This is a genomic window from Methanospirillum hungatei, from assembly GCF_019263745.1.
Lineage (GTDB): Archaea > Halobacteriota > Methanomicrobia > Methanomicrobiales > Methanospirillaceae > Methanospirillum > Methanospirillum purgamenti.
In genome coordinates, this window is sequence record NZ_CP077107.1 from 777,920 (window position 1) to 801,443 (window position 23,524).

The 23,524-nt window shown below is 39.4% G+C and carries 19 protein-coding genes; 11 read left to right on the forward strand and 8 right to left on the reverse strand.

What is annotated here, in order from left to right; translation table 11 throughout:
* Positions 1-132 precede the first annotated feature (132 nt).
* Positions 133-1,731, forward strand: coding sequence for a methanogenesis marker 14 protein (locus KSK55_RS03720; protein ID WP_218608222.1), 1,599 nt, complete (start codon positions 133-135; stop codon positions 1,729-1,731).
* On the opposite strand, the gene KSK55_RS03725 is transcribed toward KSK55_RS03720, so the two are convergent.
* Positions 1,721-2,647: a cation diffusion facilitator family transporter gene (locus KSK55_RS03725; RefSeq protein ID WP_218608223.1), complete on the reverse strand. Its 927-nt coding sequence runs from the start codon at positions 2,645-2,647 to the stop codon at positions 1,721-1,723. The two genes, KSK55_RS03720 and KSK55_RS03725, sit on opposite strands and share 11 nt — an antisense overlap.
* Positions 2,648-2,900: 253 nt before the next feature.
* Between KSK55_RS03725 and thsA the strand changes: the two genes are divergently transcribed.
* From thsA to KSK55_RS03745, 4 genes are all read left to right on the forward strand, one after another.
* Positions 2,901-4,532, forward strand: coding sequence for a thermosome subunit alpha (gene thsA, locus KSK55_RS03730; protein WP_218608224.1), 1,632 nt, complete (start codon positions 2,901-2,903; stop codon positions 4,530-4,532).
* Between the two features lie 180 nt (positions 4,533-4,712).
* A complete protein-coding gene (locus KSK55_RS03735; protein ID WP_218608225.1) occupies positions 4,713-5,423 on the forward strand; it encodes a hypothetical protein in 711 nt (236 codons plus the stop codon).
* The gene (locus KSK55_RS03740) at positions 5,420-7,429 is read left to right on the forward strand and encodes a P-loop NTPase fold protein (protein ID WP_218608226.1); all 2,010 of its coding nucleotides are present in this window, start codon (positions 5,420-5,422) and stop codon (positions 7,427-7,429) included. Before KSK55_RS03735 ends, KSK55_RS03740 begins: the two co-directional genes overlap by 4 nt.
* Positions 7,423-9,384, forward strand: a complete 1,962-nt coding sequence (locus KSK55_RS03745; protein WP_218608227.1) for an FtsK/SpoIIIE domain-containing protein — start codon at positions 7,423-7,425, stop codon at positions 9,382-9,384. The genes KSK55_RS03740 and KSK55_RS03745 overlap by 7 nt, the downstream gene beginning before the upstream one ends.
* Positions 9,385-9,731: 347 nt before the next feature.
* Here the strand turns inward: KSK55_RS03745 and KSK55_RS03750 are convergent, their stop codons facing one another.
* Positions 9,732-10,391, reverse strand: coding sequence for a phosphatase PAP2 family protein (locus tag KSK55_RS03750; RefSeq protein WP_218608228.1), 660 nt, complete (start codon positions 10,389-10,391; stop codon positions 9,732-9,734).
* Positions 10,392-10,817: 426 nt separating this feature from the next.
* Between KSK55_RS03750 and KSK55_RS03755 the strand changes: the two genes are divergently transcribed.
* Both KSK55_RS03755 and KSK55_RS03760 read left to right on the forward strand, forming a co-directional pair.
* A complete protein-coding gene (locus KSK55_RS03755; RefSeq protein ID WP_218608229.1) occupies positions 10,818-11,093 on the forward strand; it encodes a DUF4405 domain-containing protein in 276 nt (91 codons plus the stop codon).
* A 235-nt stretch (positions 11,094-11,328) separates the two neighbouring features.
* On the forward strand, positions 11,329-13,956 hold the full coding sequence (locus KSK55_RS03760; protein ID WP_218608230.1) for a right-handed parallel beta-helix repeat-containing protein: 2,628 nt from the start codon (positions 11,329-11,331) through the stop codon (positions 13,954-13,956).
* 672 nt (positions 13,957-14,628) lie between these two features.
* On the opposite strand, the gene KSK55_RS03765 is transcribed toward KSK55_RS03760, so the two are convergent.
* The gene (locus tag KSK55_RS03765) at positions 14,629-15,681 is read right to left on the reverse strand and encodes an ABC transporter substrate-binding protein (RefSeq protein WP_218608231.1); all 1,053 of its coding nucleotides are present in this window, start codon (positions 15,679-15,681) and stop codon (positions 14,629-14,631) included.
* A 360-nt stretch (positions 15,682-16,041) separates the two neighbouring features.
* Here KSK55_RS03765 and KSK55_RS03770 point away from each other — a divergent pair, with 360 nt between their 5' ends.
* Together KSK55_RS03770 and KSK55_RS03775 are read left to right on the forward strand one after the other, a co-directional pair.
* Positions 16,042-17,286: an IS110 family RNA-guided transposase gene (locus tag KSK55_RS03770; protein ID WP_218608232.1), complete on the forward strand. Its 1,245-nt coding sequence runs from the start codon at positions 16,042-16,044 to the stop codon at positions 17,284-17,286.
* Positions 17,287-17,367: 81 nt separating this feature from the next.
* Positions 17,368-18,279, forward strand: a complete 912-nt coding sequence (locus KSK55_RS03775) for a restriction endonuclease (protein WP_218608233.1) — start codon at positions 17,368-17,370, stop codon at positions 18,277-18,279.
* A 410-nt stretch (positions 18,280-18,689) separates the two neighbouring features.
* Here the strand turns inward: KSK55_RS03775 and KSK55_RS03780 are convergent, their stop codons facing one another.
* From KSK55_RS03780 to KSK55_RS03800, 5 genes are all read right to left on the reverse strand, one after another.
* Entirely contained in the window at positions 18,690-19,451 is a 762-nt protein-coding gene (locus KSK55_RS03780; protein WP_218608234.1) for a class I SAM-dependent methyltransferase, read from the reverse strand.
* 146 nt (positions 19,452-19,597) lie between these two features.
* Positions 19,598-20,164, reverse strand: coding sequence for a hypothetical protein (locus tag KSK55_RS03785; protein WP_218608235.1), 567 nt, complete (start codon positions 20,162-20,164; stop codon positions 19,598-19,600).
* A 205-nt stretch (positions 20,165-20,369) separates the two neighbouring features.
* Positions 20,370-20,954, reverse strand: a complete 585-nt coding sequence (locus tag KSK55_RS03790) for a hypothetical protein (RefSeq protein WP_218608236.1) — start codon at positions 20,952-20,954, stop codon at positions 20,370-20,372.
* Between the two features lie 574 nt (positions 20,955-21,528).
* On the reverse strand, positions 21,529-21,996 hold the full coding sequence (locus KSK55_RS03795) for a hypothetical protein (RefSeq protein ID WP_218608237.1): 468 nt from the start codon (positions 21,994-21,996) through the stop codon (positions 21,529-21,531).
* Between the two features lie 234 nt (positions 21,997-22,230).
* Entirely contained in the window at positions 22,231-22,656 is a 426-nt protein-coding gene (locus tag KSK55_RS03800; protein ID WP_218608238.1) for a hypothetical protein, read from the reverse strand.
* Between the two features lie 181 nt (positions 22,657-22,837).
* On the opposite strand from KSK55_RS03800, the gene KSK55_RS03805 reads away from it, so the two are divergent.
* Positions 22,838-23,122: a hypothetical protein gene (locus KSK55_RS03805; RefSeq protein WP_218608239.1), complete on the forward strand. Its 285-nt coding sequence runs from the start codon at positions 22,838-22,840 to the stop codon at positions 23,120-23,122.
* Complete coding sequence (locus KSK55_RS03810; RefSeq protein ID WP_218608240.1) at positions 23,115-23,516, forward strand: putative toxin-antitoxin system toxin component, PIN family; 402 nt, start codon at positions 23,115-23,117, stop codon at positions 23,514-23,516. The genes KSK55_RS03805 and KSK55_RS03810 overlap by 8 nt, the downstream gene beginning before the upstream one ends.
* The last annotated feature ends 8 nt before the right edge of the window (positions 23,517-23,524 follow it).

Below are 23,524 nucleotides of genomic sequence, written 5' to 3' on the forward strand. Positions count from 1 at the left end.
TGAGAGATTATACACCACTATTAACCGTATATTCTCGGATTTAGAAAAATATCAGAATTTATAAAGCGCAAATTCCAGATACAAAAAAACAATGGTAAACTGACTTCCCAAAAATTACCTTTTCATCAAAAAATGAATATTGTTATCCCAGGCAATTTAGGAAAAATCAGAGATTATACAGAGAATGATGGATTATTCTTCCTCCAATATCTTCTTAACCTTCAGATTGATATCTATATTTATATGGTATTCAGCCGGTCACAGGCAAAAAACATTTGCATAGTCCATGATGTCCCTGTCCCCATAATAATTGCACCGGGAAATGTACCTGAACCGGAATATAAACAAAAAACCTACCATATTGTTCTTTCAATAGATGTAGGAAATACTACAACCGATTGTATTATTACCGGAACAAACCTTGAGACTGGAATTACCTATCTTATCAACAGAAATGTCAGACTTATGAAGGACATTCCAAAACCAGAGTCAGGGGAAGAAATATTTGGTCAGACACTTGATGGTCACATACTTTCAAAAAAAGCAGTAGAAGCTCTGGTAAAAGATATCATTTACAAAACAATATCCGAATGCTCTCTTGATCTCAATAAGGAATTAGATTTTGCAGTCCATTCAACAGGAATCGTTGCAGAATGGGAATCACCTGACCACATCAATAATTACCTGGGTTCTATTACAAAAGGATGTCTTGACGCCGGTATCCCCATGGCAAAAATGAGACCGGTCATGACGAAATCTTCACTTCCGGAAGATGATAGAAAATTCAGTATGCTTGATAAAGTCCAGTATACCGGATCAGTGGCAGGAGTGATTCCGGCGACCGGACTCTCTGGTGAGGATTTAATTGCAAATGATATGGAAGGAGACCTCTCATTAGCCGGAATAAAACAGGCAGCAGTGAATACCCCTATTGATTTTAGAAATCCCTGCGTTTCAATTGACATGGGAACCATTCTTGATGGCCGGATAACAGAAAATGTCCCGAAAGACCGGAAAGATCCCTATGCACGAACAATTGGATGCTTCATTGGTCTTGGTGGAGCGATTGCAGATACATTAGTTAAAGGAACAGGGCAGGTTGATAAAAAGTATGGAACTGCTCAGGAATTCCTTGGTGATGATGTAAAAACCGGATTCTTTTCAAAGAAAGAATCGGGTTTGTGTAAAGATTATTCAAATAAGATTCATAACCTGATTCAGGTTGAGATGGTCCCCCATCACAGAAAGAAATTTGGACAGGTACCAATCGATCCCCAGATTGCAGAAAATGAAAAAATTGCAATTATCGGGGTTGACTGTGGTGAAGATTTTTCTCATTATCATGAACTTCAGGAGATCGGACGAGAAATCTACGAAAATAAGGGATTAAAGAATTTTACTGAAGTAATAGACCGAGTGTGTGCCCAATTGTCTCTTCGAATGATTGACGTTGCTCATAAAGAAGGATTACTACATGAAAATTCTGTACTTGGGTTTTCAGGGAGAGCCATCATGTCAGGAAGAAAGCCAGAATATGTACTTGAAGGGATAATCCAGAGAAACCTCTATCCGGATCCCTATGACAGACTCATCTTTGTATCAAGTGCTCTCCCTCGTGGTGCATCAGTCATGGCCCGGTGTATGGGAAGTCTCGGAAATCCAAAACGCCCAATTGGGGGAAATCGAGGAGAAGGATGTATTCTAGGCCGAAGAAAAGCCTTTAACGCATAATTTTTTCGTATGAACCAGGATTTGACGTTGGAACGATAGATATTGTGCTTTTATCAATTTTTTGTTCAATTGATGATTTCATCCGGTTAATTACTGCCTGAACATCACCCATTTTTCTATCACCATCAAACTCAAGAAAGATCTCAATAAATACCCTGTTTCCAGACCTCCTTGATTTTACACCATGAAAAGCCACATATTCATCAAAAAACTCTGCCAGATCCTGGAGGATTAGAAACTGGTAGGATTCATCTATTGTTTTATCAAGCAAATCCTGAAATGATGAGAATATTATGTGATATCCAGATAATAGCAGAATGATTCCAATGATGAATGATGATATCGGATCAAAGAAATCAGACCACCAGAACTCCTGAAACACTGTTGAGGCAACAAGAGTTCCTAAAACGAGGATATCAGAAATTGTTTTTATTCTAAATAATCGCCATTGGGACTCGAGGATAGGAGAATGCTCTTTTTTTGACTCCTGGTGCATTTTTCGCCATTGCCTGGCAGTTGCCGATATTGAAATAATGTATAAAATAATCCCCAAAATCGCCCCTTCTTCATGTATCTGGGCGGGAACAAGGATTCTCGAAATACTAGAGTAAAAGACCAAAAAAAGCGAGATAAACATAACAATTCCGGTGATTAATCCAGTAATTGTTTCGAATTTTCCCATGCCATAATCATAGGTAGAATGATCACCTTTTGAGAGTTTTCGAATGATCATCCATGCCATGAAAGTAGAAAGGAGTTCATTTCCATCTTTTACAACGTCGGCCAGCATAGTTACTGATCCGGACAGCATTACTGCTATGATATTGGGTATCCAAATCAGAATTGCAACAAGAAAACTATGAAATATCGTTTTTTCTTTAGAAGAGGGTAATGAAGGTTCTGATGAAGGACTCATTTCCATGATAATTAGAATTACTATGTATAGATACTGTGATTATATCATCTATCTTTTGGTATTTTAATCCTGTAGAGTTAGCAATGATATTTTCTAATAATTTAAAGGTTTGAATTAGGATTTTTTTGAAATAAATGAAATTAATGAAATTTGAAACATAATCTGGGACAAAATTATTGACAATGATTTTTTAATTCCACAATACTTTTATAGAACAGTACATCAATGATACCCTACACAACCAGGGATCAATATGTCAACACAACTTACCGGGCAACCAATCTATATCCTTCAACAAGGATCTTCCCGAAACCGTGGAAGGGATGCACAAAGTATGAACATTACTGCAGCAAAAGCGGTAGCAAATGCAGTAAGAAGCACCCTCGGTCCGAAAGGGATGGATAAGATGCTGGTTGACTCAATGGGTAACATTGTCATCACGAATGATGGAGCCACTATCCTCAAAGAGATGGATATTGAACATCCGGCTGCCAAAATGCTTGTAGAAATTGCAAAAACACAGGATGATGAAGTGGGTGATGGAACCACCACTGCAGTCATTATTGCAGGGGAATTGCTTAGACAGGCTGAGAATCTTATAGAACAGGGTATTCATCCGACGATAATTGTTCATGGGTACCGGATGGCAGGGGAAAAATCCAAGGAGCTACTCAAAGGGATCGCTATAGATATCAAACGATCCGACACGAAAATTCTTAAAAACCTTGCTCTGACTGCAATGGCCGGAAAGGGAGTTGAAGCTTCAAGAACCCTGCTCAGTGACCTTGTCGTAAAAGCAGCGACCAGTGTTGCTGAAATTGACGGAACAGTTGATATGGACAATATCAAAGTTGAGAAAAAAGTAGGAGGATTTCTCGAAGATTCTGAAATTGTCCAGGGCATTGTTATTGATAAAGAACGGGTCCATCCAGGAATGCCCACAAAAATTACGAATGCAAAAGTTATGCTCATCAATGCCCCGATAGAATATACAAAACCAGAGGTGGATGCTCAGCTTCTGATAACCAGTCCTGATCAATTACAGGCATTCGTAAACGAAGAAGAACGGATGACGAAGGTTATTGTTGAGAAAATTATTAAAACCGGGGCAAATGTTGTAATTTGTCAGAACGCAATCGGTGATATTGCCCAGCACTATCTTTCAAAAGCAAAAATCCTGGCTGTCAGACGGGTAAAATATAGTGATATGAATAATCTGGTCAGGGCAACTGGTGCCAGTATCATTTCAAGTATTGATGCCATCTCTTCAAATGATTTGGGATATGCCGGTCTTGTGGAAGAGCGAAAAGTTTCCGGAGAAGAGATGATCTTTATCGAGAAATGTAAAAATCCAAAAGCGATTTCTCTCATCATCCGGGGCGGAACCGAGCATGTCGTCGACGGATATGAGCGGGCGATTGAAGATGCAATCCGGGTTGTTTCCACAGTATTAGAAGATAAACAATATGTCGCTGGTGGTGGTGCACCGGAGATTGAATTATCACTTCGTCTTCGGGATTATGCAAATACGGTAGGGGGACGTGTTCAGATGGCAATTGAAGCATTCGCGACCGCACTGGAAATAATTCCAAGAACATTAGCCGAAAATGCCGGTCTTGATCCGATAGATATGGTAGTTGCTCTTCGTACATCTCATGATTCAGGCGAGAGTACATATGGACTCCATGTGTTTGAAGGAAAACCTGTCGATATGCTCAAAGAGGGTGTAGTAGAACCCCTTCAGGTAAAAATTCAGGCAATTTCAAGTGCAGTCGAGACTGCAGATATGATACTGAGAATTGACGATAATATTTCATCAGCAAAATCAGCACCACCATCAATGCCACCAGGTGGAATGGGCGATATGGGCGGCATGGGAATGTAAATCCCAAAATTAAAATTTTTAACCTCTTTTATACCCTTTTTCATCGCCTATGTGCTGAGCGATTTATCAAATATTTACGAATGTAATGCCTGGGTACCTATCGTTTCATGTTGCCTTCTGAATGAAAACACCGACGGAAAAAATAGTATTCCTTTATCAGTTATAAAAAGACATAAATATATGGATTCATCCTTTTCAGACATTCTTGAGAACATATTTGAAAAACAAAAAAAGGATTATCTCACCTTTACTTCTCTTAAAAGCAGATTACCGGCGTCAATAAAATCTGTTGTTTCAATAGATGTTAAAAAGACCTCAAATAAAGATCTTGAAGAAATAATCAAACCGTATCTCCCAGCCGGATACATTATCTATGTAAAAGGAAATACCAGATATCTCTTCAGGAAATCTCTTCAGGAAGTTATCATCTCATATTTGAAGGCAAATCCCAATCTTTCACTCAATCAGGTAAAAGCCAACCTTCCATTTAAACGTGAAGAACTGGCTGAAATAATAAACAACCTGGTTGATACTGGAAATGCAAAGACATTCATTATAGCGAAGAAAGATGGTTTTGGTACCCGGATATCCATAATAGATAAAAATCCCGATATAAAGAAAAACGAAAATATTGCCTATACTCCGGAAGCATTCAAAGAAGGATTTAATGCTATCAACAAAGGGAAACCATATATTAAGATTTTTGAACTCCGCAGATTTCTGGCCTGGCCTTCTTCTTCATTTGATACCTGTATGCAGGTACTATGGGATGCTGGAGTAATTGAACTACAGGCAAGCGATCCATCGCTCTTAACCGCCGATCAACAGAGAGATTCCTATAGGGATAAATCAAACACACTTCGAATTCTTCTGTTCTGGAGGGGAGAATGAGTTCAGGAATAGAGAGCTTACGGGAAAATAATCCATTTTATTCCAGTTCACACCCCGATCCCTGGGTAAGACAATTTCCAAATATTACATCTATTAATGGAGAGGTTTTTTCTTCAATAGTCAGAATCATTCAAAAAAAGCAAAACCAGGCATCAAATCCTGTCGGATTACTCATAAAAGGAGAGTCTGGATCAGGAAAAACACACATGATAGCAAGGATTCGAGAACATTGTGAAAAAACAAACTTCGAGATTAAATTTGCTACAATTAAACCTATTATTGATTATCAGACGCCGTTACGACGTGTTTTAAAAGGGATCATAACCAATCTGGCACACCCTGTTTCAGATCAATGCAGATATACACAAATTCATGGCATAGTCTTCTCTATAATCTGTGATTACTATGCTCATCAACCAGAAAACAAATCAATGGCGAACGATCTTGGTAGTGATGTCAATAAATTTTTTGACCATGTATACCGGAAACAGGAACATGTGGAGGCCTTATTGAAAGGTGTACAGGGGTGGACAATAAAAGAGATTCCAACAATAAATCCCCTCTTTGTCAGACTTCTCTTCTCATTTTGTAATCCGGAACTCCAACATATTGCACATATGCGACTTATCGGTGAAATAGGTGACCCGGAAGAAGCACAACTCTTACATGTCCCTTTCCAGGAATCCTCTTCAGATCCTGCAATGGAAGAAGAAGCACGTGAATTTCTGATCTCATTAGGGCTTCTCCTTTCACGTTATAACCAAAGCCTTATTGTCTGTTTTGATCAACTTGAAAACCTTAAAAATAAAGAACTTGTTGAGGCATTTGGCCAGATTATCTTTACAATCATCAATGATTGCCGGTCAATTATCCCGCTAACCTTTATGAGGACTTTATTCTGGGAGGAAGTCTTTTCTCCTGCTCTTGATCAGTCGATATCAGAAAGACTTGCAATGAATCAGTGGATACTCCGGGGTTGTAATGACGATGAGGTTGAAGAGATAATAAGAACCAGAATACAGGAAATTCTTCCGGATAACTGGAGTGAACCATATTCATGGCTTATCAAGAAAGTCAGAGAGACGATTAATAAAAATCCATCTCCACGAGAAGTTATCAGATGTGCAAATACAATTATACTACAATCCGATTCATCGTCTGTTCATATTCCCAAAGTTACACCTGAAGAAGTGATTCATGCGGCATACACAAATGAACGAGAATTAATAATATCTGATCTGGATTCATGGCCGCCAGATTATGAAGAACTTTCTGAAGCGATAATAACTTATCTTACCTCTCGAAAATACCAGATTTCTCGGAAAAAACTCGCACGAAAATCCATTCTGACGGTATCAAAGAATAACTCCACGTGTTGCATCATAGTCAATACAAACCGAAATCATAGTGCAATTGGATCAAGTTTTGGGAAAGGAACGGAATTTTTACAGAAAAACCCAGGAGCGACATGCATATACCTGACTGATCCACGCTGTCTTATCACAAAAGAATCTTGGAACCAGGCCAACGTAAAAAAAGATAATTTCATACGTGCAGGGGGAATAATCCTCCAGCCATCAACAAGTGAAATTGCACGATTTTATGCACTATATTCAATTTCATGCAAGATATGCGAACAGGATATATTAATTGATACTGCTTCTGGAATACGACCATTAACTCAAGAAGAACTTATTGAATATCTCAAAGAACCGGCAACTTTTAAGCCATTGATTCATCGAATACCGGAAAATATCCCTGAAACAGCGAAACGAACATATTATCAGGATGATCACATTTACCAGGCATTATGTCGAATATTAACCCAGAAATCAATGCATATCATGGGGGCTGAAACTCTGTCAGGTCAACTTACAAGCCAGGGTATCACCATGAGTCATGATGATCTGATTATCTGGTGTGGAAGACATTCTGATACGTTCCGGATAATTCAATCACAGCAGGGATCGATGATCATTCTCCATGGAAAGGATCATGTATGCTGAAATGTACCGTAACTGACCTTCATTTGTGCCAGCATTGTCCACGCCTGTTTGCATATTCATGGGTAAAGAAGAAAAATGCCGCATTTATAGGACATCGGGGAACGGGTAATCTTCCCGGAACACTCTTTCATACCTTTGCCCACATGGTTTTACAAGATATCTCATCAAAAGGAGCAGGCAGACAAGCACTTGTTCATGCACTATCCCAAAATCCACACGCAATATCCTTTCATATTCATGAAACCATTAAAGAAGAATACCTTATCCCTTTTTTAGCAGAACACGGATCTACCCTAACCATTGAAAAAATAGAAGCATTCGCGACTGCATGTGAACGCTGGATTAAATATCTTGAGGAATTTATAAATCCACACATTTCCAGTTTTCAGGATTTGGACATATTATTTGAGAGTATCTTTCACAATACTGAATACCTGATGACCTCATCATATGTTTTTGATGATGGAGAATCAATGTCAATTTCAGGGAAACCAGACGCCCTGATTTTCGATCCCAAGACAAAAGAACCGGTTGTTCTGGAATATAAAGGCCGGAAAGAATCTGATGCCATGCAGGATTTGGCACAGACATCTCTCTATGCCTGGTTGGTACGGCAGTCAATAGGAATTATTCCACGGGTTGACATTTTGTACCTTGAGGAGAATATGCCACTTGTCCGATATCCTCTACCAGCAATAGAGAACCTAATCGAGAATCATCCTTCTCTTTTTCAAATAGCCAGAAAAATCATGGAAGGAGAGAAGCGAATTCCAAAATGTAGTGATAATGCTCTCTGCCAGGTATGTCCATTCATACCATCATGCGACAACGATTTTGGAGAAATGATCCCGGCTGTTATTCATACGGATAAAATTGTTCCTCAAGAAAAAGAGCATACACCACAACAGGATGCAGAAGAATTACTGAGCACCCTTACTGAAAAGCTGAACCTTCTTTCCATCCCAGTCATCCCTTCGGGATATACAATCGGGCCACGATTTATCAGATTGAAAATAATTCCGGATATCAGAAAGAAGGTAACTTTTGCAAAAATCGTAAATCGAACGGTGGATATTCAATTGGGATTATCACTCTCAATTCCTCCTTTGATTCAGGCACAGGGTGGGTATATCAGTTGTGATGTTCAACGCAACGACTGGGAATCTTTTGATGTCAGCTCTCTTGTACAGGATGGAGGAATTCAAACCAAACACACATGTCCATATCCATTAGGAAGGAGAATTGATGGATCGGTTTTCGTAGGTGATCTGGCAGATCCGAATATGACAAGTTGTCTTATTGGGGGAACTTCCGGATCTGGAAAAAGTGAACTCATTCGCTCCATGGTTGTAGGTATTGCTTTACATAACCGGCAAACTATGCTCTCGTTTACTTTGATTGATCCAAAACGAGTTACATTTACAGATTTTTTTTCATTCCCTTATCTTTCACAACCGGTCATTATGGATCCAAATACAGCAATGAATATTCTGAATGCCTGTGTTCATGAGATGGAAGAACGGTATAAAGTTCTTGAAAAGTCAGGCTATTCAAATATATCAGAATATAATGGCAAGGAAAATATCCAGATGGTCAGACGGATTATTGTTATTGATGAATATGCTGACCTTATCATGAACAAGGCTACAAAGGAAGCTCTTGAGAACGCAATTCAAAAGATCGGCCAAAAAGGAAGAGCAGCCGGATTTCATCTTATCCTTGCTACTCAAAGGCCAGATGCAAAGATTGTAACAGGTGTTATCAAGGCAAACCTGCAACTGAAGATTGCTTTAAAAGTGACATCATCCACAAATTCCCGTATTATTCTTGATGAAACAGGAGCAGAATGTCTTGCCGGATATGGAGATATGCTGATAGGAGGAAGTGTACCTATACAGCGACTGCAATCTTCAAAAGTCTCTGAACGGGATTTAAAAGCATTATATGGTAACTAGATAAGTGAACGAAAACACTGGTCCGGCATATTCTATCCCGAGGGTGCATTACCTGAAACAATGCACATATTTTTGAAATATTATGGGAGCACCACCTGTTATCCAAATCCCTGCAAGTATGGATCTGAGGTATTCCACACCATATCCGATTCCCTCTATCTGTGTATATCCTTTCAGGGAATACCAAATTCCTAGCAAAATTATCATTCCGATAACATAATTAAGAATACGAACCGATATCGACGTTTTTTGAATGGTTGGGATATATCGTGAAGCTAAAATTGCACCTACAGCAGAACCAAAGAAGAGTCCTGCACCGGTGAGTGTGTCGTGCGGTATCAGAGGAGCTATCGGATACTACTCTGCTGGAAGGCAAGGGTAGACCAGGAAAGAGGTACCTGCCAGGATCCGAGAGAAAGGAGTGCCATAAATGATAAAAGAATCAGAATGAGAGATCCCATACATGAAAGAGTAATTTGCATAGAGATTGATTGATTTTTCACGAATTTTCCAACCGGTTTTTCAAATTTGACATATAAAAGCAGGAGGAGAAGCCCGACTGCAAACCCACCGGCAATATCAAGGGGATAATGAACTGCCTGATACACTCTGGAAAGCCCGATGAGCAGGATGAAGATAACACATACCACAGAAATCCAGGCCTTTTTCATCCATGTTGCAATAAGTCCAAAGAGGAGAACTGCATTTTGTGCATGTCCGGAAGGAAAACCAAATGACGGGTAATTACCAAGAGCTTTCACTTCTGTAGTCACCCAGTATGGTCGAGGCGTGTGAAATGCTATCTTTATTATGTCGCAGATAGCCCCGCTCAATGATACAAGGAGAAGTATCCTGATTCCAAGTTGACGATCCAGGCACCATACAATAAGCGGTATGAGGAGCAGGGAAAATTCTGGTTGTCCGATGAATGCAAAAAACTGCATGAGTGGATCGATTATTGCTGCATGAGACTGGAGACTGGTTATGAAGGTAATCTGTGGATCCATGAGTTATGTGTTCCAAAAGATATGAGGCATTTTCGAACGGCTTGTAATTTGAAAGTGAAACGAAGGTTATTCTGATGCGTACTCACTTATCGTTGGTTATTGTTCTCATTAAACATTCTACATAATTACAGATAGTTAGGTATATACTATACGGATCAGTTCAATACCAATAGATGGTGGAGTAAACCACACCTCTGTTTTGAATATGAAGAGCCCAAAAGTCAATTTATCAATATATAGAACCCATATTTTCATTTGCATCGCGTGTAGCAGTTGTAACAGTTGTAGCAGCTCTAGAAGAGAGACCTGACATATTTTTTTTTGATCAAAGGGATAGGATTCATTCACATTTTCAGACCGGAGAATCCAAATTTATAACCTATACAAAAATTTAACTAATTCAATGCTGATCATTGAACGATACGTATGAAACGGTTTACTCTCAATGCAATAGTAGATATTGCTGCTTTGGTATTTTTTATCCCTTCACTTATATCAGGAGTAATATTATATCTATTTCTACCATCAGGAGGCGGGAGAGGAGTGGGTGGAAGAGCATATCTGGATATCTCTCGTGACCAATGGTTAAATATGCATGATTATTCAAGTCTGATTTTTGCAGGTCTGATTATTATCCATATATTCCTGCACTGGAAATATTTCCGGAACATCAAAAAACCAATATTTCCAAAGGAAAAATAAGAAACAATACTGACAGGTACTGGATAAAACGGATACTTCATAAAGGAGAGAGAAAAAAAATCTTCGTTACACCATTCATGACACCAGATATCTTGTGGGGGTAATTCCTGAAATATCAAAGGCGATTAAAAATTTATGAATCCATTGCCTCCCTTTGTTCATTTAGCCCTGTTCCCATCAGATAGCCATAATTTTTATTCTCTTTGTACATAGGTACATATCGGGATTGAATGATATGGGGAGTGAAAACCATTACTGGAAGGTGGGGATATGTCTCATAGTTCTGCTACTTGTTGCTCAATCAGGGGCAGAACTGATCACGCCGAGAGAAGAAAAAACCGGCCTTATTCCTGCACCAGACATATTAGATCTGAAAAATGTTGTTATTCAGAACAAAACAATAGAATCAATGTTTACTTCTTTTTCGGCCCTGCAGCAGAAAATTCTTTCTGAAGATAAGTATGCAAAAGCAGCAGCAGGAACCGGATGGCATGAAGTGTCTATGCCGGTTGTGATCACCTCTCCAGGTATGTACCGCATCAAAAATGATTATACAGCAACAGGTGCGGAGATTGGAGTTTCGATAAACTGTTCAGATGTATATCTTGATGGAAACGGCCATACATTCAGTGGTTCTCCTGACAGTGAAAGTATCGGCGTCGGAATGAGCAATGAACAAACCTTATCAAATATTTCCATAACCAATTTTTCAACCAGGGATTGCACCGGAGGGATAGTATTTGAACGTGTTTCCGACATGATTATCACAAACACCCACCATATCAGAACAACTGGTGGGATTGCAGGAAACTCGGTAATAAATCTTGAAATTTCAAACAACACGATCACCGATTCCATCGCTACCAGCTATCAGGGATCTACATTCGGTATAACAATCATGCAGGGATCCAGTATCAGGATAGAAGGAAACAGCATAAGAAATCTATCACATAGCATGACCGATACTGATTCTGCGGCTATTGCCCTCTTTCAAAGCAGGGACATGGAAATAATACGAAATGAAATAACCGGACCTGTATCAGGAGGCATCATGAGTAATGCAGGATTTGATGCAGAAAAGATATCTGTTGATATTGCTGATAACCTGATTACCAATACGGGACTGTATGGGATATATATTGATAATGGTCTTGGAAAAATTTCGAATAACACGGTTCGCAACGGAAAAGTCGGTATTGAACTTCACATGGATGATTCGACTGTTATTCATAATAGTATCCATGGAAATCTACAAAGAGGGCTCTCTATCCTGGGAGAAAACCTGACATTATCCGGAAATATCCTTACCGAAAACAAATGCCATCTCTATATTGAGGGAGACTCTGATGAAAATTTTCTCCATCATATCGATCACACGAATCTGCTTGATGGGAAATCCCTGATTTACATCAGGGATCAGGATGGAATGGATATTGGACCGACTGAAGACCCGGCTATGGTCCTGGCTGTTCGGAGTCGGAACCTCTCTATTCATGATGTGACAACCGGGAACACCATGGCAGGCATTCTTCTCATCAACTGTTCTGATGTATCGGTATCAAAGGCCCATGATTTGGGATCTATAAACGGATTTATTGCGACAAATGTGAACAGATGTAGTATAACTGACTCATCTGTGATTAATAGTTCATTATATGGATTTATTGCCCGCAATAGCAGAGAAATGGATATGGAACGATGCCATTCTTCCGGCTCATCAGGGAATGCATTCTACCTGCTCAATTCAGAGGATATTCTCATCAATGGCAGTTATTCTTATGATTTCAATCCTCCATACATGGAAGATGATACATTTGGAGCGTATATCGATTACTGCAGAAATATATCTTTTCAAAATTCCATCTTCGCAAAATCTCCGGATTCGGGTATGTATGTAACCAATTCTGAAGGAGTTCTTGTAAAAAAGGCATATCTTATGGAAAACCAGAACCATGGTATCGCCATGATGCAATGCACAAACTCTTCAATTGAGGAATCACTTATCATAAATAATAGCAGAGTAGGTATCACGCTTGATTTTCTTACCGGATTTACCATACGTCGCAATATGCTCATCAATAACACACAGGCCGGTCTTCTGTTTCTGGATGTGTTCAATGGGACGATTACCGATAACGTCTTCAAAAACACAGAAAATGTACAATTTGTATGGGACTCCTCACCGCTTGTGTGGAATACGACACTAACACCAGGTAATAATATTGTTCATGGCCCAAACCTGGGAGGAAATTTCTGGGCCACCCCAGACGGACAAGGATTTTCTGAAACACATGCAAATCGGGGAGATGGTATATGCAATGCTACCTATGCTATAAACCATGAGAATGTGGATTATCTTCCCCTGGCTATCCCACCGGATGAATTGATCGTCAATTTTACTGCAAACCAGACATCAGGAGTTCCACCACTCACTGTTCAGTTTCAAGACCTCTCCAACGGGTATCCAGAATCCTGGAACTGGACCTTTGGTGACGGAACCACATCGTCTGAACAGAATCCGGTTCACACCTACACCGGGACTGGTCGGTATACGGTGACACTTGAAGCAACTGAAGAGGACGGGCAGGGTATTCACCGGAAATTTGCGTACATTGATGTAAATCATGGAAGAGTGACCGGTCCAAGCGGAGTGCTTATGATGAATTCAACTCCGGAGAATGGATCAGTATTCATTGACGGAGAGTTGATAGGTTCTACACCACTGGAGGGGGCTGGCATTCCTGCAGGAATCCATGAGATTATGATAACCCATGACGGGTACATGACCTGGTCTCACCAGATAACGGTGCAACAGGGACAGATTACATTAGTTCCGACTGTCCGGTTACGAAAGATCGGATAATGGGTGTATTAAAGATCCATTCAGATATACATGGCACAAGATAATCCGGGCTGTGTGGATTGAATCAACCCGAAGTTTTTTTTTATCACATGCACCCCCAGCCATAGCAACAGGTAGCTGCACCGAGAACATTGAACATTTATAATGTACCGATAACCAAACGGACCGCCATTTCTCATGAAGAAAAAGCATGCTCCGGAGTCAGATGAGAAGAGGTTTGCCATAATGGTTGATGCCGCTATTCTTCTTCATATTGGATGGCTCTTTTTGTCAAACCTTGTCCAATCCTCGAAGATCTTGATAAATCTTTACGGGTATCTGGGACGAATGTTGTGGTCACGTAAGTGCGTATACCATGAATGGAACTGGTATAATAGTTGCACTAAATCAGGAAAGGGGGGTGTAACCCCACTATGAGGAATCCTTTTCTATAAAAAAGGGTTTATTCACATTCAGAGAAGAAGGAGCGTGATTTTTCGTTCCCGAATATTTCCCATCCAAAAAAAAATACTGACAGGTCTCTTTCCTAAAGCTGCTACAAGTGTTACAACTGCTACATAGTCATTAATTTTATAATTGAACCCAAAATGGTCAGTGTTTTAAAAAATGCCTATTTTCATGAAGAACTGAATATACTGAGCTCCTCAGGAGTCGAATCAGGCATACTCCATATCACTGATCTTGCATCATCCACTCATATTGCTCGAATGTGCCATTTCGGATAATTTTGAATTCAAGGGGATAATAGGCAACCCGGTTTTCATCAAACCGAACGTCCCCAAGTGACCCAGGGTACTCTGTTTCTGTAAACCAGGATGAGAGACATTTCTGATCATCGCCACATGCCTGAACTGCATCATAGAGAATTGTCATAGCATCATACCCCTCGGCTCCGTAAAATGTTGCTTCTTCCCCATATTTTTCACGGTACCGGGAGAAGAAGGGTTCAGATCTATTAAGGGCAGGGGTGGTAAATATCAGGCCTTCTGTAACCGGAGATTCAAGAAGGGTATTTCGTTCAATGACCCGTGTTCCTACCAGCGGTGTTGATATATTATTATTTCGTATCATTTCTACAACCGCTCCGGCTTCAGATACACTGAGCAGGAGTATTATGTCCGGATTGTTTTCTTTGACTGATGTAAGATCCAGACTGCCTGACAGGTTATCAGGATCATATTGGACAATATTCACGATTTTTTCAGGAATCAGTGATTTCAGAGCGTTGATATATCCGAGTGCGTAGTCGTTGTTCCCACCTAAAATTACAACGCGGTCGTACTGATCCAGGTACTCTGCAAGGACCGGGGATTCCTGTTCCACCCCTGGAGTGAACCGAACCAGATAATCATCAAGACGACTCCGATTTACGACAGCGGATCCGAGAGCTATCTGAACCATTTCTTCATCAGCTGCATCCGGGTATACAACATTCGTTGTCCAGCTCGCTACGGTAACTACGATGGAACTATTTGGATAAGAAGATTTCAGGGTTTTCCAGGCAGATAACCCCGTCGTTGTATTACTTCCGGCATCGATTACAACTGGCAGGAGGAAGGAACCAGGATTATCCTCCTGTACCATCTCAAAAGCCCTAACATATTCTTCTCCAATATCGGATATAAATCCACTTTGCATCGGCAGAATCCCAACCGGTATTATTTCATTATTTTCCGGTAATAAAGGAGTGATCGGGATATCTGGGGTATTTTCCAGAAAATTCATCGCAGATGTTACAGAACACAGGCCAATACAGAGTATACAAAAAAGGGTGAATCCATACCCCTCGCGATACATATCACACATATTTATGATAATAAGCGTAAAATTTTTGTTAATTGAATACTGGATGCGTTTTTATCCTAAAAAAACGACATGATGTAGCCATCAGGCTCAACCTATGAAAAACAGTTAAGGTACCGAGCTTTACAGAATAATGGGCAGAGCAGGCTGTTCAAATTTTAGGATATAATCCTGGGAAAAAAACTAACCGTTAAATTGCTCTCGCAGGCTAAAGTGCGACTTTGATCGCGGATGACAAATTGGCCTGTTAGGCAATTCATCTGCCCATTATCAGTGATAACTATGACTGAGCAACTTCATATAGCCGCTGGTCTTGACCTTCACAAGTCTTTTCTAATTGCCACAATCCTGACATTAACTGGCGAAAAAATTGTTGACCGCTTTAACCGAACACAGCCTGGATTAATGGCATTAAAGAATTGGATCGTGACCCATAATGTTCAGGCAGTAGGATGTGAATCAACAAGTGATTATTGGATTCAGATTTACGATCTTCTAAGTCCAATCTGTGATGTGATTGTTGGAAATGCACGGGACATGAAAGCTCTCTCACATAAAAAAACAGATAAGATCGATTCTGAGTTTATTGCTACAATTACTCTGAAAGGAATGATTCATCCCTCTCGAATATTTCCACGAGAACATCGTGAATTTCGTTCAACGATTCGATTAAGACATAAATTAGTTCAAAAGCGTTCATCCATCAAGAATGAAATTCATCATATTCTTGATTCAGAGTTATTCCGACTCTCTTCAGTTTTATCGGACATTTTTGGTAAATCGGGTAGTTTAATCATGAGAGGGATTCTCAATAATATTGCAATTGACGACATTGTGAGTCTTCTCCCTGCATCAGTTACGAAGAAAGAAGAAGCATTAAGAGAAGTTTTAGAAACTACACTCTCTGAAGGTGCACTAGAACGACTTGCTTCATGTCTTCAGATAATAAAGATTCTGAATGAGGAAATTGCCAGTTTAACAAAAATTTCAACGAGCTATGCAGTAACTAATTTTCCAAGGGAATTTGGAATACTTAAATCCGTTCCAGGAATTGGAGATATTGTTGCAATCACCCTTCTTGCAGAAATTGGAGATGTAAGAGATTTTTCCTCAGGTGATAAATTATCAAGTTGGTTAGGGATGGTACCCAGAGTATACCAATCTGCTGATAAACTTCGGACCGGATCAATCACTAAGCGGGGTTCGAAGATTGCTAGATGGATCCTTATTCAAGCAGCACATGCAGCAGTCAAGTCAAGGGATAACGATCTCAAAACGTTCTATTCCTCAAAAAAGGACATTATTGGTGCAGGGAAAGCTATTGTTAGTGTCGCAAGAAAGATGGTAGTCATTATCTGGCATCTTTTGACGAATGATGAAATTTACGAAGACACTCAGTATCAATCAATGAAGCAGTCAAAAAAAGTCTATATTAAGGTTCCGAAAAAAACTTCGATTGAGGAAGTTTTACGATTATTAAGTGAGGCAGCAGTAATTCTTAAAGAACCAGACCCAGAAACTGGTTAACCCGATCTTAGTTGACCGGGTTTTTCATGACAAATTATTTCGAATTACTTATTGTTCTTCGACACCAATATCACCAAAGAAATGGCAATCCCGGATTATCAGACAGTTATGCTTCCCGTCCTACTTGCGGTAAAAGATGGAAAAGAACACCCAGTCCAAGAGATTTATCGCAACATATCTTTATCTTTCAATCTTTCTGCCGATGAACTGAACCAAAAACTCCCAAGTGGAGTACAGTCAACCTTTGATAACCGGGTCGGTTGTGCGAAAACATACCTCAAAAAAGCAGGCTTAGTTACCACTCCTTCACGAGGGAAGGTAAAAATCACCGAACGAGGATTAGTAGTACTCAGTCAAAATCCAAAACGTATCGATCAAAATTTTCTCAAACTATTTCCAGAATTTCTTGATTTTAAAGACTTTCGAACTAACAACCAAACACCACTTATTGAAAAATCAGATACTCCTGAGAGCACTCTGACTCCGCAGGAAATTCTGGAGAATAGTTATCAGGATGTTCGTAATAAACTTGCACATGAACTATTATCACAGGTTATGAGTAGTTCACCGGAATTTTTTGAGCGATTGGTCGTAGATCTTCTGGTTGCCATGGGATATGGAGGATCACGGAGCGAAGCTGGGGAGAGGGTTGGAAAGACAGGTGATGATGGAATTGATGGTATTATAAAAGAAGACAAACTGGGACTTGATACCGTATGTATTCAAGCCAAGAGATGGCAGAATACTGTAGGTAGACCGGAGATACAGGCGTTTGTTGGCAGTCTTGCAGGTAACCGAGCCCGAAAAGGAGTTTTTATTACTACATCCCGTTTCTCAAGGGAAGCTCGGGAATATGTCCAGCGAATTGAACAGAAAGTCGTGTTGATTGATGGGGAAACATTAGCTGAGCTTATGATAGATCATAATGTTGGAGTTTCAGAGGAGTCTCGATATATAGTGAAAAAGATTGATATGGATTATTTTGAGGAGTGAACGTTCGTTTCATCAGAACTTATATCTCGATTTTCTTAGTCAGGTATAGATCAAAATCTCGGTTATTTTTCAATTTAGGGCATAAATTGTCGACATTAATATTGCCTGGAACATACCATAGAAAAGAAGGACATTTATTGTCCTAAATAATTAAAACCGAAAGGATACTGATTCTTTCAAAGGCCGCTATCAGACCTTTGATCATAGCTATATAAATTATCGACTTTTTAAAGATACCACAATACCGGCCATCTATGAGAAGATCTTAAAATATTAACTAATTCGACCTAAATCAAATTTTAGGGCATTAAACTGAATAATACCGGCAATCAACGATTTCAGCCTCTTCCAAGATAAGGGAGAGAGATATTCTCCCACCGCCAAACCTAAAACTCCTGATGTGCTCGAGGTTATCTCTTTTTCCCGGTGATTACCAGCAATAATGCAGAATGATCATAGGGACTCCCGTCAAAATCGCCGAATACCCGGATATCTGAAAAACCTGCCAACTCACAGAGCCTGATAAGATCACTGGCTGCATAGAGGCTGTGTTCAAACGTGAAGGTTTTGACATTCCCTTCTTTGATAAGAGTCCATTCCGTTCTGATTCTGTTCCAGTTCTCAAGGATCTCATGAGCCTGGACAAATAATCCGTCTCCGGTCTTTGACGCTGTAATCGGTTCAAAGTCCTTAGCCATCACCTCTTTTCCCATCACCTCAATAACAAATGACCCACCTGGCCGAAGACTATTGGCGATATTTTTCAGAACCAGGAGATCCTCTGCAGGATCTTTAAAATACCCAAAAGAGGTGTAGAGGTTTAAGACCAGATCGTATGATTCCTGCCTGACAAACTCCCGCATGTCGGAAAGAACCCATTCCACATTTTTTGTATCAGCATACTCCCTCTTTGCTATCTCGAGGAGAAATGGCGTCCTGTCAACACCGGTTACCTGATATCCCTCCCGTGCGAGCAGACCTGCAAACCGTCCCGGACCGCAACAGAGATCAAGGACCGAATGTACCGGGTGATCAATGAGATCAAAGATCTTCTCCATCTCTTCCTGCGCCTGTTCAAACAGTTCATCCGGAAACAATACTGGATAGAAGTCTTCCCAGAAGGACTCATTCTCAAACCACTCCTCTTTGGTACCATGGGTAGCAGGATGCATATACACATGTTATCCTGTATCATTAGTCACTTCTCTCTCAATCCTACATGAGAATGAAGTAGTTGGACGATAAAAAAACCTGAAGAACTCTTTGTGAAAAATTAAAAAATATGAGTGAAATAAAAATAATCCGGAAATTTCAGAAATTATATCACACATTTCATCTCACATAAAAACCGGGTTGATTTATCATTATATCTTTCACACTTATCCTTGCACCGAAGTTCATCCTCATTTTCAGAAACAGACAAACCTTTCTCTAAAAATATTCTGGTGGCGTGTGCTTTTCTGGCAATTTCTGAATTCATGTTTTCTGACTGGTCTTTCAGATCAGCGAGAATACTGCCCTCATAGAATTCCAGAGGATGGATGACGAAGGTCAGATTCCTGGTTTCAACAGAATAATCCGGATTTGAAACCTGAACAAGTGAAACATTGTTCCCATCCGGGCTACTAAAAATCACCCCGGCATTCATGGTAGTATTATTATCAGGGAACACCGATTCCAGGAGAGTAATGTATTCCGGATCATCAAAAATAACTCCATATGGGATTATATCCAGTATCGTCAGAATCATACTCCCGTCTTCATTCTCCGTTAGAATACTCTCACCACCCTCGACCAGAATTTTATGCCCTGAAGATTCATCAGCAGAACAGATAGATATGAGCGAAAAAATAACAATACAAATAATAATCCAAATTCCTTTCATAACCATTATCAATGACTATTAGAAAGGGGAAGCATTATAGTTACTGGCATAACATGCATTCTCATTGCCCTTCATAATCTAAAGTAAACGTTTTGAATAATTTTTGAAAAATTCGGATTATTATATAATATCTGGGATAGTAATTTTAAGGTTCGAACAGCCGAGGTAGGTTATCTTAACCTGGCTTTTAGAAAAAAATCGGTAGTTATTGCTTACATACCCAATCACAAATTAACCATTCAGGTTTTCCAGGTTTTTCACAATTATTTAAACACCTGTCAAATTTATCATCATTTTCAGGAACAGAAACCCCTTTCTCTAAAAATATTCTAGTGACCTGTGCTTTTCTGACGATTTCAGGATTCATGTTTTCTGACTGGTCTTTCAGATCAGCGAGAATACTGCCCTCATAGAATTCCAGAGGATGGATGAAGAAGGTTAGATTCCTGGTATCAGCAGAATAATCCGAATTTGAAACCTGAACAAGGGAAATATTACTACCTTCCGGGGTACTAAAAATCATCCCGGCATTCATGATGGTATTGTTATCAGGGAATACCGTTTCCAGGAGAGTAATGTATTCCGGATCATCAAGAATAACTCCATATGGGATTGTATTCTGGATCGTCAGGATCCTACTTCCATCATCCTTTTCCGTTAGAACACTCTCTCCACCCTCTAACAGAATTTTATACCCTGAAAATTCATCAGCATAACAGACAGATATAAGCGAAAAAAGGCCAACACAAATAATAAAACAAATATTTTTTATCCACATTATAATTGACATTGGATAAGGAGAGGTATTATAGTTAATGGGATGCTGTTCTGGGAATTGTACCTCATCCTATGATGAACAATGAGAGTGTTATTCTAGAATAATAATAGCTGAATCCATATGGATTTGCCCAAGGTAAGATAGCGGACCTTTTCAGAAAGGAACGGAATTCATATTATTACATCCAAAAAAATCAGATGATATATTATCATCTCCAAAAATCTGGAGCTTAATATCCATAATTTTCATGGTCTTTTCATGAACGGTCAGATTTATTGTAACCTCATTTTTTCCAAGATAGGAAATATTGAGGGGTCGTATCTTTCCATCGAGAAGATTACCAAGTTGTATCGATACTACCGGTACAGACTGTGAACCAAGATCAACACTTGTATTTGTTCTAGACCGGTTAGATCTCTATTGGTAATCAGCTGTATGCCGGTTAATAATCACTTAGTTATCAGCATTTTTCTTGTCCCATTAACCCGAAATCGAAAGGCAGAATAATCGTAATGTGAGGGTCAGACCAGAGAGAGGTGAAGTAATCATCGGTCTCCCAAGTAAAAAAAGTAACAAATCAGGGTTTTTATTCTGATCTTTCTCTGACAAGGTCAACCTTTGATACACCTGGATTTTCTTTTCCTAACGGTCCAATATCAAAGAGATTATACAATGTCATGGTATCAGGAGATGTAATATCAGCAAATGAGACTCCATTCGTATATTGCTTTATATACGCATGGGTATTATCGTCATTAATAATTCCGGCAAATCCCTCTTTGATAACAGATTCATTATTCATAAGTGTAGTTACGATATACCCTTCAAATATCTGTCCGGTCTGAGTCTCAACAACAACTGTACTCATATGAATACTGGTTTGTGATTCATCGATATGATCAGATAAGAAAGACTGACCTTCATACGTGACTACTGTCCAGTTTCCTTCCAGATTTGGAACATCGTTGTTCACTGCTCCAACACTTACCACCAGGAGGAAAATCGCAATTATTCCCCCAATCATCATACCTTTCATGCCATTCATGATCTTCATTCATTCTCATGAAACCATTACCAGATGTACAAATATAATATTATCGAAACACGGCTCTAATATTTTTATAGTACTCTAATAATCCTCATATCAACTCCAAGAATGTCTGGTAATATCCGAATAAAGGGTAAAATTCTTTCAGAAGCAAAATGTGGGCAAAATTTTAAAAAGATAAGAATCAGTATGTGAAACTTCCTGAAAATTATTTATTCTCTCCATTTTTACAAAAAAGGATTATGCCTTCTTTCTCATGATTTCAGTGAGAGTCCATGCATATCCAGCATCTTCTTTCATAACTCCTGTATTCAGGTAATTGATAGTAAGGGTGTCATCATCAGTGATGTACACAATATACAAGTCCCCATTCATATCAACAACATGTGCGGTTGTTCCATCAGGGCTGATCACTCCGGCGATTTTCTCTTCGACCAGTCCGTTTTTACCGGGGAACTGGTTTATTCCCTGAATAATCCTTCCCTGCTGGGAAATAGTCCATGCACTCTCATTAGAGACATCTTCAATTATTTCTCCTGAATACTGCAGATATTCAATTTTCTCGAGTGTCCATGTTCCGGTCAGATTTGGCACTGAATCTGCAGTGACATTGCCTGCTATGAGTAGCAGGAATAATCCGAGAATGAGAAACAGAATGTGCTTCATATCAGGTATTTTTATTCTTATCGCAGATATCTATTTTGAAATGGGTATTCGGATTAAGAGGGATAAAAAATTGAATGAGATAACTACTCACAATGAACCTGTTTAATAGCCTGAATACTGATAATGTCTATAAATTAGATGACTCATAAGATATATTATGTGATCAATCTAATGATATATTATGAGATATATTTCATCAGCAGAACTTCGATCCAATCCGGCATTGTTATGGAAAGAGGGTGAAGATAAAGATACCATCATCACGGTGAATGGAAAACCAAAAGTCATTTCAATATCAATTAACGGAGAACCGGAAGAAGTACTTGACCTTATCCGGAGATTACGAGCTGAACAGGCAATTGAACATATGTGGCAGAAAAGTACGAAATTGGGTTTAGAAAAACTGAAATTATCAGATATTAATAAAGAAATTCATAAAGTCAGAAATGAGATGATTCATGAATGATATCATTGTCATCGATACAAATGTCCTGGTTTCTGGCCTCTTAAACCCACAGGGGAATCCTGCAACAATAATCCGGATGATAATTGCCAGAACCATTCGAATCATACTAGATAGCAGGATTTTTCATGAATACGATGTGGTTCTGAAAAGACCCAGGTTTGGTTTTTCTCCTGATGATGTGAATGCTCTCCTCTCCTTCTTTAAGCATGATGGATTATGGATTGTCCCCCCTCCGATTTTAAAAAATCTTCCAGACCCTTCTGATCGACCTTTTTATGAACTGGCATATCACAGCAGGGTTCCACTCATTACAGGGAATACCAAACATTTTCCAGATGATATCATGGTAATGACACCTGCTGAATTTGTTAAAAGGAAAGAATCACAGACCTAATGAGATTA